The 16,348-nt window shown below is 65.2% G+C and carries 12 protein-coding genes and 2 tRNA genes; 11 read left to right on the top strand and 3 right to left on the bottom strand.

Going from position 1 to position 16,348, the window contains the following annotated elements:
* From dnaA to K0O64_RS00050, 10 genes are all read left to right on the top strand, one after another.
* On the top strand, positions 1-1,503 hold the full coding sequence (gene dnaA, locus K0O64_RS00005) for a chromosomal replication initiator protein DnaA (RefSeq protein ID WP_071948337.1): 1,503 nt from the start codon (positions 1-3) through the stop codon (positions 1,501-1,503).
* 511 nt (positions 1,504-2,014) lie between these two features.
* On the top strand, positions 2,015-3,202 hold the full coding sequence (dnaN, locus tag K0O64_RS00010; protein WP_096309452.1) for a DNA polymerase III subunit beta: 1,188 nt from the start codon (positions 2,015-2,017) through the stop codon (positions 3,200-3,202).
* Between the two features lie 28 nt (positions 3,203-3,230).
* Entirely contained in the window at positions 3,231-4,124 is an 894-nt protein-coding gene (gene gnd / locus K0O64_RS00015) for a phosphogluconate dehydrogenase (NAD(+)-dependent, decarboxylating) (RefSeq protein WP_071948335.1), read from the top strand.
* 9 nt (positions 4,125-4,133) lie between these two features.
* On the top strand, positions 4,134-5,285 hold the full coding sequence (gene recF / locus K0O64_RS00020) for a DNA replication/repair protein RecF (protein ID WP_096309453.1): 1,152 nt from the start codon (positions 4,134-4,136) through the stop codon (positions 5,283-5,285).
* Positions 5,282-5,845: a DUF721 family protein gene (locus K0O64_RS00025; RefSeq protein WP_096309454.1), complete on the top strand. Its 564-nt coding sequence runs from the start codon at positions 5,282-5,284 to the stop codon at positions 5,843-5,845. Before recF ends, K0O64_RS00025 begins: the two co-directional genes overlap by 4 nt.
* A gap of 221 nt (positions 5,846-6,066) precedes the next feature.
* Positions 6,067-8,079: a DNA topoisomerase (ATP-hydrolyzing) subunit B gene (gene gyrB / locus K0O64_RS00030; RefSeq protein ID WP_071948332.1), complete on the top strand. Its 2,013-nt coding sequence runs from the start codon at positions 6,067-6,069 to the stop codon at positions 8,077-8,079.
* A 28-nt stretch (positions 8,080-8,107) separates the two neighbouring features.
* Positions 8,108-10,639, top strand: a complete 2,532-nt coding sequence (gyrA, locus tag K0O64_RS00035) for a DNA gyrase subunit A (RefSeq protein ID WP_096309455.1) — start codon at positions 8,108-8,110, stop codon at positions 10,637-10,639.
* 29 nt (positions 10,640-10,668) lie between these two features.
* A complete protein-coding gene (locus K0O64_RS00040) occupies positions 10,669-11,571 on the top strand; it encodes a DUF3566 domain-containing protein (protein WP_096312620.1) in 903 nt (300 codons plus the stop codon).
* Between the two features lie 69 nt (positions 11,572-11,640).
* Positions 11,641-11,714, top strand: a tRNA-Ile gene (locus K0O64_RS00045).
* 130 nt (positions 11,715-11,844) lie between these two features.
* Positions 11,845-11,917: transfer RNA gene (locus K0O64_RS00050), tRNA-Ala, on the top strand.
* Positions 11,918-12,056: 139 nt separating this feature from the next.
* Here K0O64_RS00050 and K0O64_RS00055 read toward each other — a convergent pair.
* From K0O64_RS00055 to cwsA, 3 genes are all read right to left on the bottom strand, one after another.
* Positions 12,057-12,869, bottom strand: coding sequence for an ATP-binding protein (locus K0O64_RS00055; RefSeq protein WP_071944021.1), 813 nt, complete (start codon positions 12,867-12,869; stop codon positions 12,057-12,059).
* Complete coding sequence (istA, locus tag K0O64_RS00060; RefSeq protein ID WP_071944019.1) at positions 12,866-14,419, bottom strand: IS21 family transposase; 1,554 nt, start codon at positions 14,417-14,419, stop codon at positions 12,866-12,868. Before istA ends, K0O64_RS00055 begins: the two co-directional genes overlap by 4 nt.
* Before the next feature lie 820 nt (positions 14,420-15,239).
* Entirely contained in the window at positions 15,240-15,647 is a 408-nt protein-coding gene (gene cwsA / locus K0O64_RS00065; protein WP_071948330.1) for a cell wall synthesis protein CwsA, read from the bottom strand.
* Between the two features lie 89 nt (positions 15,648-15,736).
* Between cwsA and K0O64_RS00070 the strand changes: the two genes are divergently transcribed.
* On the top strand, positions 15,737-16,282 hold the full coding sequence (locus tag K0O64_RS00070) for a peptidylprolyl isomerase (RefSeq protein ID WP_096309456.1): 546 nt from the start codon (positions 15,737-15,739) through the stop codon (positions 16,280-16,282).
* Positions 16,283-16,348 lie beyond the last annotated feature (66 nt).

The following is a 16,348-nucleotide window of genomic DNA, read 5'->3' on the forward strand; positions in this document are numbered from 1 at the left end:
TTGACCGATGATCCCGGTTCAGCGTTCGCCACGGTGTGGAGTTCGGTTGTCGCCGAGCTCAACGGCGACGGAACTGCGGACTCGCGCCCCAGTAACGGCACTGGCGGCGACGCACCGCTCACTCCGCAACAGCGCGCGTGGCTCAAGTTGGTCCAACCGCTCACGATCGCCGAAGGCTTCGCACTCCTGTCGGTGCCGAGCAGCTTCGTTCAGAACGAGATCGAACGTCATCTGCGAACCCAGATCGTCGACGCTCTGAGCCGTCGGCTCGGACAGCGGGTCGAGCTCGGGGTGCGAATCGCCCCGCCGGCCATCGAGGAAGAGAACGAGCCCGCCGCTGCCGAACCCGCGGTCGTCGACTCCGATCTCGACGAGGTCGACGAGGACCGCGAGGCACTGGCCAGTGCGCACGAGACGTGGCCGAGCTATTTCATCGAGCGGCCGCGCAGTAACCCGTCGGCCGAAGCACCCGGTATCAGCCTCAACCGCCGCTACACCTTCGACACCTTCGTCATCGGTGCCTCCAATCGGTTCGCACATGCCGCCGCCCTGGCGATCGCCGAAGCCCCGGCCCGCGCGTACAACCCTTTGTTCATCTGGGGTGAGTCCGGTCTGGGCAAGACGCACCTGCTCCATGCGGCCGGCAACTATGCGCAGCGGCTCTTTCCGGGCATGCGGGTGAAGTACGTCTCGACTGAAGAGTTCACCAACGACTTCATCAACTCCCTGCGCGACGACCGCAAGGTCGCGTTCAAGCGCAGCTACCGCGACATCGATGTGCTGCTGGTCGACGACATCCAGTTCATCGAGGGCAAGGAAGGTATCCAGGAAGAGTTCTTCCATACCTTCAATACGCTGCACAACGCCAACAAGCAGATCGTGATCTCCTCCGACCGGCCGCCGAAACAGCTGGCCACACTTGAGGACCGGTTGCGCACCCGGTTCGAGTGGGGATTGATCACCGACGTTCAGCCGCCGGAACTGGAAACCCGCATCGCCATCTTGCGTAAGAAGGCGCAGATGGAGCGGCTTGATGTTCCCGATGACGTCCTGGAACTCATCGCCAGCAGCATCGAGCGCAATATTCGCGAGCTCGAAGGTGCGCTCATCCGGGTCACGGCGTTCGCATCGCTGAACAAGACGCCGATCGACAAGGCACTCGCCGAAATCGTGTTGCGGGATCTGATCGCCGACGCCGGCACGATGCAGATCAGTACCGCGGCGATCATGGCGGCCACCGCCGAGTACTTCGACACCACGGTCGAGGAATTACGCGGGCCCGGCAAGACGCGCGCGCTGGCCCAATCGCGACAGATCGCCATGTATCTGTGTCGCGAGCTCACCGACCTGTCACTGCCCAAGATCGGGCAGGCATTCGGCCGCGATCACACCACGGTCATGTACGCGGAGAAGAAGATTCGCGGTGAAATGGCCCACCGGCGTGAGGTGTTCGATCACGTCAAGGAACTCACCACGCGGATCCGCCAGCGCTCCAAGCGCTGAAATCACTCTTTTTCTGTCATCCGCGCCAAAAAACTTTGGCCACTGTCGTACCACTCGTCACACTCACGGCTTGTGCACACAGCTGTGGACAACAGCTCACATCGTCGTGGAAGTACCGGAATGACAATGAACAACCATCGGCTGTGCACACCGGTCCTGTGATTCGCCGGCGTTCATGCACAGCTGGTGCACATGCGCTCACACGGCCGGAGCAGGCAATCGGCGCTGTAGTCCACAGGTTGCACAGGCCCTATTACTATTGCCGTTAACTCTCTTCCATTTTCTTCTTTGAAGACAGCCTTGGGGAGTAGCCGCTCAACAGGACCTCCGGCTCGGTCTGGTGGTGCTCGTGTCACCCCGATCGATTAGCTTTCAAGATGGCGCCCGACGCTCTACGGTTGTTGTTCTGACTGCCGTTCTGCGGCTGTCGCTCACAGATCACGCTCATCCGTGCTGCGGCACGCGGTGAACGCTGGTCGGGGTTATTGGGTGATGAAGGGACTAGGTAGACGTGGCAACGACGACGGTTGGCTCCGACTTGAAGTTCCGCCTGGTGCGGGAGGACTTCGCCGATGCGGTGGCCTGGGTTGCCCGTAACCTTCCGACCCGGCCGACCGTTCCGGTCCTGGCCGGCGTGCTGCTCACCGGCACCGACGAGGGCTTGACGATCTCCGGCTTCGACTACGAAGTGTCGGCGGAGGTGCGAGTTCCCGCCGAAATCGCTTCTCCGGGAAGCGTTTTGGTGTCTGGGCGGTTGTTGTCCGACATCACCAGGGCGCTGCCGGCCAAGCCGGTCGACGTCAGCGTCGAAGGTACCCGGGTGGCGTTGAGCTGCGGAAGTGCCCGATTCTCGCTGCCGACGATGGCGGTCGAGGACTACCCGGCGCTGCCGGAACTGCCGGAGGAGACCGGTGTCATCTCCGCCGATCTGTTCGGCGAGGCGATCGGCCAGGTCGCGGTGGCGGCCGGCCGCGACGACACCCTGCCGATGCTGACCGGCATCCGGGTGGAGATTTCCGGTGAGACAGTGGTTTTGGCGGCCACCGACCGATTCCGGTTGGCCGTGCGGGAACTGACCTGGTCGACGTCCTCCCCCAGCCTGGAAGCCGCGGTGTTGGTGCCGGCCAAAACGCTGGCCGAAGCCGCGAAGGCGGGGACGTCCGGTTCCGAGGTGCATCTGGCCTTGGGGGCCGGGTCCGCTGTCGGCAAGGAAGGCCTGCTGGGCATTCGCAGTGGTGGCAAGCGCAGCACGACCCGTCTGCTCGACGCGGAGTTCCCGAAGTTCCGCCAGCTGCTGCCCGCCGAGCACACAGCCATGGCCACGATCGGGGTCGGCGAGCTGACCGATGCCATCAAACGTGTGGCACTGGTCGCCGATCGCGGTGCGCAGGTCCGGATGGAATTCGGCGATGGGGTGCTGCATCTGTCCGCCGGTGCCGACGATGTCGGACGCGCCGAGGAGGATCTGCCCGTCGAATTCGCCGGTGAGCCACTGACGATCGCGTTCAACCCCACCTACCTGACCGACGGTCTCGGCTCGCTGCACTCGGACCGGGTGACGTTCGGCTTCACCACGCCCAGCAGGCCGGCGGTGTTACGGCCGGCAAATGGGGAAGAACAAGTGGATGGCACCGGACCGTTCCCCGCCGTTCAAACCGACTACGTATACCTGTTGATGCCGGTCCGGCTTCCCGGCTGACCGGGTCCCCCGACGTAGAGAGGCAGTCATGCAGCTGGGTTTGGTCGGTCTGGGCAAGATGGGCTTCAACATGCGCCAGCGGTTGCGCGACGGCGGACATGAAGTCATCGGGTACGACCCCAGACCCGAGGTGACGGATGTTCCGTCTCTGGCGGGGCTGGCCGAAGCGCTCGATGCTCCGCGGGTGGTGTGGGTGATGGTGCCGTCGGGTCCGATCACCGATGACACCATCAACGAGCTCGCGCAAGTTCTCAGCCCCGGTGACCTGGTCGTCGACGGCGGTAACTCCAAATACACCGAGGACGGTCCGCACGCGGAACTGCTTGGTGCAAAAGGCATTTCGTTCGTTGACGCCGGTGTGTCAGGTGGCATCTGGGGTCTGGAGGAAGGCTACGGCCTGATGGTCGGCGGCAGTGACGACGATGTCGCGCGGGTGATGCCGATCTTCGAGACGCTGCGGCCGCCGGGAGATCTGGCCGACGGTTTCGTGCATGCCGGCCCGGTCGGTGCGGGTCACTACGCCAAAATGGTGCACAACGGCATCGAATACGGGTTGATGATGGCGTACGCCGAAGGTTACGAGTTGTTGGCCGCCGAACCGTTGATCAAGGACACCCAGGCGGTGATCCAGGCCTGGACCAACGGCACCGTCGTGCGGTCGTGGTTGCAGCAGCTGTTGGCCAAGGCGCTAGCCGAGGATCCCGGCTTCGATGCGATCTCGGGCTACACCGAGGATTCCGGTGAAGGCCGTTGGACCGTCGAAGAGGCGATCCGTCATCGGGTGCCGATGCCGGTGATCGCGGCGTCGTTGTTCGCCCGTTTCGCGTCGCGGCAAGAGGATTCGCCGACGATGAAAGCTGTTTCGGCGCTGCGTAATCAGTTCGGTGGCCACGCGGTCAAGCGGGTTTCGGTATCGGGATAGCCAGCTCCGATGTATGTCCGGCACCTGGCGCTCCGCGACTTCCGGTCGTGGGAAAGCGTCGATCTCGAATTGGCGCCGGGCAGAACGGTATTCGTCGGACCCAATGGGTTCGGCAAAACCAATCTCGTTGAAGCACTCTGGTATTGCGCCACTCTCGGATCACACCGGGTTGCCACCGACGCCCCGCTGATCCGGGCCGGCGCGGATCGTGCCGTGGTATCGACGATCGTCGTCAACGAGGGCCGGGAACTAGCCGTCGATCTGGAGATCGCGGCGGGCCGCGCCAACAAGGCACGGTTGAATCGATCCCCGGTCCGAAGCACCCGCGAAATCCTCGGCGCGGTGCGCGCCGTGCTGTTCGCACCGGAGGATCTCGCTCTGGTTCGCGGCGACCCGGGCGAACGCCGGCGCTACCTCGATGAACTGGCCTCGGTGCGGCGTCCGCGGGTGGCTGCGATCCGCGCCGACTACGACAAGGTGCTCAAGCAGCGCACCGCATTGCTGAAATCCGCTGCGGGAGCGCGGTTTCGGGGTGACTCCGGGGTTCTGGAGACCCTCGACGTGTGGGACGGTCACCTGGCCGCGCACGGCGCGCAGTTGATGGCGGCCCGGATCGAATTGGTCAATCTGCTGGCACCCGAGGTGGAAAAGGCTTATCAACTGCTGGCGCCGGCATCGCGTCCGGCGGCGATCAGCTACCGCAGCAGTGTCCTCGAAGAGCCGGACTCGGGTCACGACGTCGACTACCTGGAAGCCGCGCTACTGGCGGGACTGGCCGCGCGCCGCGGCGCCGAACTGGAACGCGGCATGTGCCTCGTCGGGCCGCACCGCGACGACCTGGACCTGCGACTTGGTGACCAGCCGGCCAAGGGTTTCGCCAGTCACGGCGAATCCTGGTCCATGGCACTGGCATTGCGGCTGGCGTCCTATGAACTCCTGCGCACCGAGGGCAGCGAACCGGTGCTCATTCTCGACGATGTGTTCGCCGAACTGGACAACTCGCGGCGGCGGGCACTGGCCGGTGTTGCGGCCGACGCGGAGCAGGTGCTGATCACCGCCGCCGTCGGTGAAGACATCCCGGCCGACTGGGATGCCACCCGTATCGGCATTTCGTTACGTGACGGAGACAGCGGCAGGATGTCGGAGGTGGTGACACCGTGACCGAATCCGACGAGGAGCCGGCCGGCCCGCCCGAGCACCTGGCGAACCTGGCCGGAATGGACCTGGTGCGTCGCGCGCTGGAGGAGGCCCGAGGCGCAGCGCGCAGCCAGGGTAAGGAAGTCGGTCGCGGTGGTCGCTCCCCCGGCGCCCGGCGCAGTGCCGAGCGGGGGAACCGCCGCACCTGGTCGGGGCCCGGGCCGGATCGCCGTGATCCCCAGACGCTCGGGACGGCGGCCAATGACCTGGCCAAATCCCGCGGCTGGACGGGCCGGGTGGCCGAGGGCGCGGTGTTCGCGCAGTGGGCGACGGTGGTCGGTGAGCAGATCGCCGAGCATGCCGAACCGACGAACCTGCGCGACGGGGTGTTGAGCGTGACCGCCGAATCGACGGCGTGGGCGACCCAGTTGCGGATGGTGCAATCGCAGTTGCTGGCCAAAATCGCGGCCGCGGTCGGCGACGGGGTGGTGAAGTCGCTGAAGATCACCGGTCCGGTGGCTCCGTCGTGGCGGAAGGGTCCGCTGCACATCTCCGGGCGCGGGCCACGGGACACCTACGGCTGAGGTCTCTACCACAGTCCGCTGACGGCCACGAGACGCTCGCCTATTAGCGCGTCAAGCGTCATCACGTATGCCGATCCGAGAAATTCCGTGCACGGCGCAACTAGGTGTGCAGAAACGCCGCCGCAGAATCAGTCCGGAACGCACTAACCGGTAGACTGGACAAGACCCGCGCGCGGTCGGTGAACCGTGCGCTTGCGAACCCCAAGGAGAGCGTTCCGCTAGTGGCTGCCAAAGAACAGTACGGTGCCGACTCGATCAAAGTCCTCGAAGGCTTGGAGGCGGTCCGCAAGCGTCCCGGCATGTACATCGGCTCGACCGGTGAACGAGGTCTCCACCATCTCGTCTGGGAGGTTGTCGACAACTCGGTCGACGAGGCGATGGCGGGGTTCGCCACCAAGGTGACGGTGCGAATTCTGGAGGACGGCGGCGTTGAGGTCACCGACGACGGCCGCGGTATCCCCGTCGCGATGCATGCCACCGGTATCCCCACCATCGATGTGGTCATGACCGTGCTGCACGCCGGCGGCAAGTTCGAAGAGGGCGCCTACCAGGTGTCCGGCGGTCTGCACGGTGTGGGCGTCTCGGTGGTGAACGCGTTGTCGAGCCGGCTCGAAGCCGATGTCCGCACCGACGGCTACGAGTGGTTCCAGACCTACGACAAGTCGGTCCCCGGCACTCTGCGCCAGGGTGAGAAGACCAAGAAGACCGGTACCACCATCCGGTTCTGGGCCGATCCCGACATTTTCGAGACCACGACGTACGACTTCGAGACGATCGCCCGCCGGTTGCAGGAGATGGCCTTCCTCAACAAGGGCCTGACCATCGAATTGACCGACGAGCGGGTCACCGCCGAGCAGGTCGTCGACGAGGTCGTCAGCGATACGGCCGAAGCCCCGAAATCGGCGGAGGAGAAGGCCGCCGAGGCGGTCGCGCCGCACAAGGTCAAGCACCGGGTCTTCCACTACCCCGGTGGCCTGGTCGATTTCGTCAAGCACATCAACCGGACCAAGAACGCGATCCAGCCCAGCGTCATCGACTTCGACGGCAAGGGCGACGGCCACGAGGTCGAGATCGCGATGCAGTGGAACGCCGGCTATTCGGAGTCGGTGCACACCTTCGCCAACACGATCAACACCCACGAGGGCGGCACCCACGAAGAGGGCTTCCGCGCCGCGCTGACCACCGTGGTGAACAAGTACGCCAAAGACAAGAAGCTGCTCAAGGACAAGGACCCCAACCTCACCGGCGACGACATCCGCGAGGGATTGGCCGCGGTGATCTCGGTGAAGGTGTCCCAGCCGCAGTTCGAGGGCCAGACCAAGACGAAACTCGGTAATACCGAAGTGAAGTCGTTCGTGCAGAAGATCTGCAACGAGCAGCTCACCCATTGGTTCGAGGCCAACCCGACCGAAGCCAAGACCGTGGTGAACAAGGCGGTCTCCTCGGCGCAGGCTCGCATCGCCGCCCGCAAGGCGCGAGAGCTGGTGCGCCGCAAGAGTGCAACCGATATCGGCGGCCTGCCGGGCAAGCTCGCCGATTGCCGCTCCACCGACCCGCGGTTGTCGGAACTGTATGTGGTGGAGGGTGATTCGGCCGGCGGCTCGGCCAAGAGCGGCCGTGACTCGATGTTCCAGGCGATCCTGCCGCTGCGCGGCAAGATCATCAACGTCGAGAAGGCACGGATCGACCGGGTGCTGAAGAACACCGAAGTCCAGGCCATCATCACCGCGCTGGGCACCGGTATCCACGACGAGTTCGACATCGAGAAGCTGCGCTACCACAAAATCGTGTTGATGGCCGACGCCGACGTTGACGGACAACACATTTCGACGCTGCTGCTGACGCTGTTGTTCCGGTTCATGAAGCCGCTGGTGGAAAACGGGCACATCTTCTTGGCGCAGCCGCCGCTGTACAAGCTGAAGTGGCAGCGCGCCGAGCCGGAGTTCGCCTACTCCGACCGGGAACGCGACGGTCTGCTGGAGGCGGGTAAGGCCGCAGGCAAGAAGATCAACGTCGATGACGGCATCCAGCGCTACAAGGGTCTGGGTGAGATGGACGCCAAGGAGCTGTGGGAGACCACCATGGATCCGTCGGTCCGGGTGCTGCGTCAGGTCACCCTCGACGATGCCGCCGCAGCCGACGAGCTGTTCTCGATCCTGATGGGCGAAGACGTCGAGGCACGCCGCAGCTTCATCACCCGCAACGCCAAAGACGTTCGCTTTCTTGATGTTTAACCCCGCGTAGGGACAACAGAGGACTCACATGACTGACACCACCCTGCCCCCCGGCGACGAAGCCGGCGACCGCATCGAACCGGTCGACATCCAGCAGGAGATGCAGCGCAGCTACATCGACTACGCGATGAGCGTCATAGTCGGGCGCGCGCTGCCCGAGGTGCGCGACGGCCTCAAGCCGGTGCACCGCCGCGTGCTCTACGCGATGTTCGACTCCGGGTTCCGGCCCGACCGCGGCCACGCGAAGTCCGCACGCTCGGTTGCCGAGACGATGGGTAACTATCACCCGCACGGTGATTCGTCGATCTACGACACCCTGGTGCGCATGGCGCAACCGTGGTCGCTGCGCTACCCGCTGGTCGACGGACAGGGCAACTTCGGCTCGCCCGGCAACGACCCGGCGGCCGCCATGCGTTACACCGAGGCCCGGCTGACGCCGCTGGCCATGGAGATGCTGCGTGAAATCGACGAGGAGACAGTCGATTTCATCCCCAACTACGACGGCCGGGTGCAAGAGCCCACCGTTCTGCCGAGCCGCTTCCCCAACCTGCTGGCCAACGGATCCGGCGGTATCGCCGTCGGCATGGCCACCAACATCCCGCCGCACAACCTGCGCGAGCTGGCCGAGGCCGTCTACTGGTGCCTGGAGAACCACGAGGCCGACGAAGAGGCCACGCTGGCCGCGGTCTGCGAGCGGGTCAAGGGCCCCGACTTCCCCACCTCCGGGCTGATCGTCGGATCGCAGGGCATCCACGACGCGTACACGACGGGCCGCGGCTCGATCCGGATGCGCGGTGTCGTTGAGATCGAAGAGGATTCGCGCGGCCGCACCTCGATCGTGATCACCGAGTTGCCGTATCAGGTCAACCACGACAACTTCATCACCTCGATCGCCGAGCAGGTTCGCGACGGCAAGCTCACTGGCATCTCCAACATCGAAGATCAGTCCAGTGACCGGGTGGGTCTGCGCATCGTCGTCGAGATCAAGCGCGACGCGGTGGCCAAGGTGGTGCTGAACAACCTCTACAAGCACACCCAGCTGCAGACCAGCTTCGGTGCCAACATGCTGTCCATCGTCGACGGCGTCCCGCGGACGCTGCGCCTGGATCAGATGATCCGCTACTACGTGGCCCATCAGCTCGATGTGATCGTGCGGCGCACCAGGTATCGGTTGCGCAAGGCCAACGAGCGCGCCCACATCCTGCGCGGTTTGGTCAAGGCGCTCGACGCTCTCGATGAGGTCATCGCGTTGATCCGCGCGTCGGAGAGCGCCGATGTCGCGCGCGTGGGCTTGATGGAGCTGCTCGACGTCGACGAGATCCAGGCCCAGGCCATCCTCGACATGCAGCTACGTCGCCTGGCCGCCCTGGAGCGCCAGCGCATCGTCGACGATCTGGCCAAGATCGAGGCCGAAATCGCCGACCTGGAAGACATCCTGGCCAAGCCGGAGCGGCAGCGCGCGATTGTCCGCGACGAACTCAAGGAGCTCGCCGACAAGCACGGCGACGACCGTCGCACCCGGATCGTCGCCAGCGACGGCGAGGTGTCCGACGAGGATCTGATCGCCCGCGAGGACGTCGTCGTCACCATCACCGAAACCGGCTACGCCAAGCGGACCAAGACCGACCTGTATCGCAGCCAGAAACGCGGCGGTAAGGGGGTGCAGGGCGCCGGCCTCAAGCAGGACGACATCGTCAAGCACTTCTTCGTCAGCTCAACCCACGACTGGATCCTGTTCTTCACCACGCAGGGCCGGGTGTACCGGGCCAAGGCGTACGAACTGCCGGAGGCGTCGCGAACCGCGCGCGGCCAGCACGTCGCCAACCTGCTGGCGTTCCAGCCCGAGGAGCGCATCGCGCAGGTCATCCAGATCAAGAGCTACGACGACGCGCCCTATCTGGTGCTGGCCACCCGCAACGGATTGGTGAAGAAGTCGAAGCTCACCGACTTCGACTCCAACCGGTCGGGCGGCATCGTCGCGGTGAACCTGCGCGACGGCGACGAACTGGTCGGCGCGGTGCTGTGCTCGGCGGAGGACGACCTGCTGCTGGTCAGCGCCAACGGTCAGTCGATCCGCTTCTCCGCCACCGACGAGGCGTTGCGGCCGATGGGACGCGCGACCTCCGGCGTGCAGGGCATGCGCTTCAACGAAGACGACCGGCTGCTCTCGCTGAACGTGGTGCGGGAAGGCACGTATCTGCTGGTCGCGACCGCCGGCGGATATGCCAAGCGGACCGCGATCGAGGAGTACACCACCCAGGGACGCGGCGGTAAAGGCATCCTGACCATTCAATACGACCGGCGGCGTGGCAGTCTGGTGGGCGCATTGGTGGTCGACGAAGACAGTGAGTTGTACGCCATCACCTCAGGTGGGGGTGTCATTCGCACCGCCGCCCGTCAGGTCCGCAAGGCCGGGCGCCAGACAAAGGGCGTTCGCTTGATGAACCTGGGTGAGGGCGACACACTGTTAGCCATCGCTCGCAATGCCGAGGAGCAGGACAGCACGGACGAAGTGCCCGGGCTGGAGCCTGAATCCGACGAGACATCCGACGAGACGTAGCGCGGCGGGGCGACAGGTTAGGAGTGGCGGTGAGCGCACCGAACGAGCCGGGTCAACCCGGCCCGAGCGAGGGTCCCGGTAACGGGAACGGCTCGGCCGAGCGGGCCGGCACCCGACCGGGTGCCAACGGTGGGGCAGGCGAGGCCCCGCCGTGGCAGCGCGGTGCCGCGCGAGCGCGGCAGGGTGGTGCACCACAGCGACCGGCGCCCGAAGGACAGGGACAGCCTCGGCAGGCGCCGCCGGCGGGTCCGCCGCCGAATATCGAGCAGCGGGTGAACCGGTTCATCAGCGGCACGGCGGCCCCCGATCTGTCCGGCGCGGGTGGCCCGCCGCCGGAGCAGCGGCCGGAGCCGCGCACCGAGGCCGTGCGCCCGGAGCCGCGTCCCGAACCGAGGCCGGAGCCGCGCACCGAGTCTGTCCGCCCGGAGGGCTACGCCAGCGAGCTACCCGATCTGTCCGGATCGGCCCCGCCAAAGCCGGTGGCCCAGCAACGCAAACCTGCTCCGGAGCAGCCGTCGCGACCCACTGGCGCAGCCTCTCGCATCCAGGTGGCCGCGGGTCGTTCGCGCGGGCCGGTGCGGGCGAGCATGCAGATCCGCCACATCGATCCGTGGAGCGCGCTCAAGGTGTCGCTGCTGCTGTCGGTGGCGCTGTTCTTCGTGTGGATGATCGCGGTGGCGTTCCTCTATCTCGTGCTCGGCGGCATGGGCGTCTGGAGCAAGCTGAACAGCAACGTGGGTGACCTGTTGACGGCCACCAGCGGTGGCGGCGGTGAGCTGGTGTCGAGCGGGACGATCTTTGGCGGTGCGGCGCTGATCGGTCTGGTCAACATCGTGCTGCTGACGGCGATGGCCACCGTCGGAGCGTTCATCTACAACCTCAGCACCGACATCGTCGGCGGTATCGAGGTCACGTTGGCCGACCGCGACTAGCGCCGGTTCACCGGTTTGGGCGCAATGCCCCCGGTGCGGTAATCTCGTCGCTCGGTCGTATGTGAATACGGGCCTATAGCTCAGGCGGTTAGAGCGCTTCGCTGATAACGAAGAGGTCGGAGGTTCGAGTCCTCCTAGGCCCACGATGTCCTGGTCATCGGGAAGGGCGCCCGTGCGGATTGCACTGTTGCTGGCGGTGTTCGTCGCGGGCGCGGCGATCATCCGCAAACGCCGCGGCGAAATCTGGCACACCCTCGAGGACTGAGACAGTTCGGGGCCTTAGCTCAGTTGGTAGAGCGCTGCCTTTGCAAGGCAGATGTCAGGAGTTCGAATCTCCTAGGCTCCACAACGATTCAAGTTTGTTCGCCTGACTGACTGATTGTCGCCTGCCAGGGTGATGGGACCTCTGGTTTGCCATGAGCATGGGACCGGGTTGTTCCGGTTACAGGCCGTGCGTTGATAGTGGCCGAAGGGGTGGTTGCCGGTCAATCCGACGAAGTCGGAGGGGCCGGCTTTGGTGTCCCTGGTTTCTGGCGTTGCCGGTAGGACTCGCCTTCGACGACGAGTTCGTAGGCCGCGGATTGCAGTCGGTCCATCGCCGATTGGGCCAGCAGCGGGTCGGCCATCATGGTCAGGATCTCGGGTGGTTCGCGGTTGCTGGTGATCACCGTCGATGCGGCGCGGTGGCGTTCGACGATGATCTCGTAGAAGTCGGTGGTCTCGGTGGCCTCCAGGCGGTGCAGCGCGAGGTCGTCGATGATGAGTAGATCGACGCGGTGCAGTTTGCGCATTTCGTCTTCGTAGCTGCCGTCCAGGCGTGCCCCGCGTAGGCGTTTGAACAGTTTGTCGGCCCGTTCGGTGTGCACGCTGTGATGTTTGCGTACGGCGATGTGCCCTAAGGCGTTGGCCAGGAACGTCTTTCCCACTCCGACCGGCCCCATGACGAGCACGTTGTAGGCATCGGCGAGGAATCGCAGTGAGGTCAGCTCGGCCCACAACTGTTGATCGAACGCCACGGCGGCGGAGTCGTCCCAGGCTTGGAGCTGCATCGCCGGGTCGAGGTGGGCGGCCTTGGCGCGGCGGGCCGCGGATTCGCGGTCACGGCGGGTGACCTCATCGGCGAACAACAATTCCAGGAAGTCGTGATGGGGCAGCCGGTTGGTGCGGGCCAGCGCCAACCGCTCGGGCAGCGTGTCGAGCAATTGGCCGAGCTTGAGGCGGCGCATCAGGGCTTTGAGTTCAGCGGAGACTTCGATCGGTTTGACCGCCGGGCTGGTGTCGGGACGTTGGGTGCTCATGAGGGCCTGCGCACCGCGAAATCCGAGCCGTCGCGGACGAACCGCGACGCCGCCCCGGGCGGTGTGGGTATCAGGGGTAGTTGTTCACCGCCCCCGCGGGTCAGGATCCGCTCGATCAGCCCGACATCGATTACCTCGGCGTCCAGGGCGCGCCGGCACGCGTCGTCAACAGCGTCGGGGCCGTGGCGGCGCACCAGCCCCAGCAGCCGGTAGACCTGACGCATCTTGGTCCACGGCAACGGGTGTTCGAGCACGGCGGCGGCGTAGACGCCGACATGGGTGCCCTGGGCGGCAGCTTTGCGCTGCAGGGCATCCAGATCCCGCATGGCATAGACCGACACCTCCGAGGGAAGGTCAGCCGGATCGGTGTGTCGGCGGCCCGGGGCCGTGACCGGGTGCACCTTGATCAGCTCACCGCGCCAGTAGAGCTTGACCGTGTGTGCATCAGCGCGGGCCTCGATGCGCTTGCCGACCAGCTCTCCGGGCACGCTGTAGAGCGCCTTGGCCACCTGCACGTGGCGGTCGGGTGCCACCTTGGGGTGCGTCCAGACTGGAACGTCGAACACCGTCTCAGGCACGGGCTTGAGTGCGGGCAACTCATCGGCGGCGAACACCTCTGCCGGGCGCAGGCGGGTGGTGCCGTGGATGCGCAGCCCGGCGATGTCTGAACACCACAGCTCGGCGCGGTTGCGGCAGTCGTCGAGATCCCGGAATGCTTCTCCGGCATAGAAATTCGACCGCACGTAGGACACCATGCGTTCCACCCGCGGCTTGTCTTTGGGGCTGCGGACCCGCGCCGGGTCGACGGCGAACCCCCGCGCCTGCGCGTACTCACGGAAGGAGTCGTTGAGCCGGGGCTCGGTCGCGTGCGCGGTGGTGACGATGGCTTTCATGTTGTCGGGGATCACCACCGCGAACACTCCGCCGAAGAACACCCACGCCGCTTCGAACCCGGCGATCACCTCGGCCAAACTCTGGCGGTAGGTGGGCCAGACGAACATGTGCCGCGAATACACCGCGGTGAAGATCAATCCCTGCACGACTCGGCGCCGGCCATCGGCGGCGTCGGTGAGCATCCCGAGGCGACCGAAGTCGACCTGCACCTCCGCACCCGGTTCGCAATCGGCCACCGGCACCGTGGCTTGACGCCGGCCGAAATCCAATTCCGTTGTGGCGTAACGATTCAGCGTCCGATACGACACCACCACACCGCGGCGCCCCAGCAGCGTGTGGATCTTGGTCAGCGTCAATCCGTCTTTGAGCCAGCCCTTGATCTGCTCATGCTCTGCAGCGATCGTCTCCCACGCCAGGCTCTTGCCGGCCGGCCGGTGCGGACGCACCCCGGCAATTACCGCGCCGATCAACTCATCGGTGAGCTGATCAGGCCCGCCGTCACGGTCCAGCCCGCTGGCACGGGCTCGGTCGACGTAGCGTCGCACCGTTTTGCGGTCGATGCCCGAGAGCCGGGCCACCTCCCGCAACCCCAATCCCTGCAGCCACAGCCGCAGCATTTCCACGATCTCGATCACCGATACCTCCCGGTAGCTCATTGGGTCAATACAGCGGCCCAACAACCGGAAGAACCCACGCCACGCCGGGGTGGTCCCATAACTGGTAAACCAGCCAGCCAGGTGGTCCCATCAATGGCAAACAGGTGGTCCCATGCTCATGGCAAAACCAGCTCTGAAGTGGTCCCATTCACCTGGCAGCCGACACTGATCCATTGCCTCAGTCCCCACTAGGCGTAATTCAGAAGCGCTTGAGCGGGAAGGCATCTCGCTCAGGGTCGATATCGAAGATCTGCCTAGTTGCTTGAGGGGAGCTGCGCTGCAGGGGTGCCGCAAGACTCACCGTTGAGCGTACGTAACCTGCTCTGCACGGGCATCGGTATACCCAGAGCAACCTCGCACCGGATCGGGAGCACTCCAAAGATTGGCGATTGATGGTGTTGCCCGGCAACTGAGCTCAGTCGCACACCACGGGGGTGGCGGCGATGCGCGTGTCAGTTCCCGATCGGAAGAGCCAGGCGCTGCGGCAACGTCTTCTTGCATCGTCGACAGGTGAAGGTGTCCCGGTCGACGAAGAGCGTCTGCTCATGACTGCAAATCCCGCACTTCACTTTCCTGCGGGACAGACCCCCCCAACCCATATCGACATCATGCACCCCAACAGCGGTTTCCGGGAGCTGTTTCGGGCTTAACGCAGGCACCTTTTGATTCATCAGCAAATCCGCAGATCCGGCCGGCTCCGGCCGGGCGTTTGCGCATCTCAGTGCCGCCGACCGCAAATTCCACGAAAAGCCCGTGAATTTGCGACTTCCGGCGTTCGCTAACGTTATCTACGCCGGGCCTTTTCCGTGTTTCGCATATTTCAAATCTTGGGCGAAACCTCGACACTGGGCGGCAGCGGAGACGGCTCGGGCGCCGACGAGCGCCGAGCGATCACGAACGCGATCGCCCCACCCACGCCTGCCAGTCCGAGGAAGCCGAAGACGAACAGCCGCCGACGCCGGCGGTGCTGCGACTTTCGCGCCTCCTCGAGCAGCTGAGGCAATTCCGCGACGACCTGCTTGACCGCCTCGGCCTCCTTGGTCAGTTCCTCCCGCATCTCGCGAGCGTCGCGCGCGCGGCGCTTGATCGCGCCGGCTGCCGATTCCGCCGAGTGTGCGGTGATGCCGACGACCCCGCGGGTGATGTCCACCGGACCGACGGCGGTGTAGTGCAATCCGCGGTTCAGCCGCTCGCGCGACGTGAGCTTGGGTTCACTTCTGCGGCCCATCTGGTCCTCCCGGGACTGGTGGTGCGTTGGTGGCTCCAACACTGCCACAGCGCTCGAAGGGTGGCCGCGGGATCGGTCACACGACGCTAGTGGCAGACTCAGAACCCGTGACGAGCGACATCGCAACCGCAACAGCGACCCTGCACACGAACCGCGGCGACATCAAGATCGCCCTGTTCGGTAACCATGCCCCCAAGACCGTCGCCAACTTCGTTGGTCTGGCCCAGGGCACCAAGGAGTACTCCACGCAGAACGCGTCGGGCAGCACCTCGGGCCCTTTCTACGACGGCGCCGTCTTCCACCGCGTCATCGACGGATTCATGATCCAGGGTGGCGACCCGACCGGCACCGGCCGCGGCGGCCCGGGCTACAAGTTCGCCGACGAGTTCCATCCTGAGCTGCAGTTCGACAAGCCGTACCTGCTGGCGATGGCCAATGCCGGCCCCGGCACGAACGGCTCGCAGTTCTTCATCACGGTCGGCAAGACGCCGCACCTGAACCGCCGGCACACGATCTTCGGTGAGGTCGTCGACCCCGAGTCGCAGAAGGTCGTCGACGCGATCGCCACCACGGCCACCGATCGCAACGACCGGCCCACCGACGATGTCGTGATCGAGTCGATCACCATCTCCTGATTCGGGCGTTCAGTCAGAACTGAGAGCGACGATTCCTCGGAATTTTCGCTCTCAGTTCTGTTTGAA

It is taken from the genome of Mycolicibacterium pallens (assembly GCF_019456675.1).
Classification (GTDB): domain Bacteria; phylum Actinomycetota; class Actinomycetes; order Mycobacteriales; family Mycobacteriaceae; genus Mycobacterium; species Mycobacterium crocinum.

What these genes read in the sequence shown, in the direction of transcription:
- gnd (WP_071948335.1), top strand. Translation starts at nt 3,231, where the DNA reads ATGCAGCTGGGTTTGGTCGGTCTGGGCAAGATGGGCTTCAACATGCGC.
- recF (WP_096309453.1), top strand. Translation starts at nt 4,134, where the DNA reads ATGTATGTCCGGCACCTGGCGCTCCGCGACTTCCGGTCGTGGGAAAGC.
- gyrA (WP_096309455.1), top strand. Translation starts at nt 8,108, where the DNA reads ATGACTGACACCACCCTGCCCCCCGGCGACGAAGCCGGCGACCGCATC.
- K0O64_RS00055 (WP_071944021.1), bottom strand. Translation starts at nt 12,869, where the DNA reads ATGAGCACCCAACGTCCCGACACCAGCCCGGCGGTCAAACCGATCGAA.
- istA (WP_071944019.1), bottom strand. Translation starts at nt 14,419, where the DNA reads ATGAGCTACCGGGAGGTATCGGTGATCGAGATCGTGGAAATGCTGCGG.
- cwsA (WP_071948330.1), bottom strand. Translation starts at nt 15,647, where the DNA reads ATGGGCCGCAGAAGTGAACCCAAGCTCACGTCGCGCGAGCGGCTGAAC.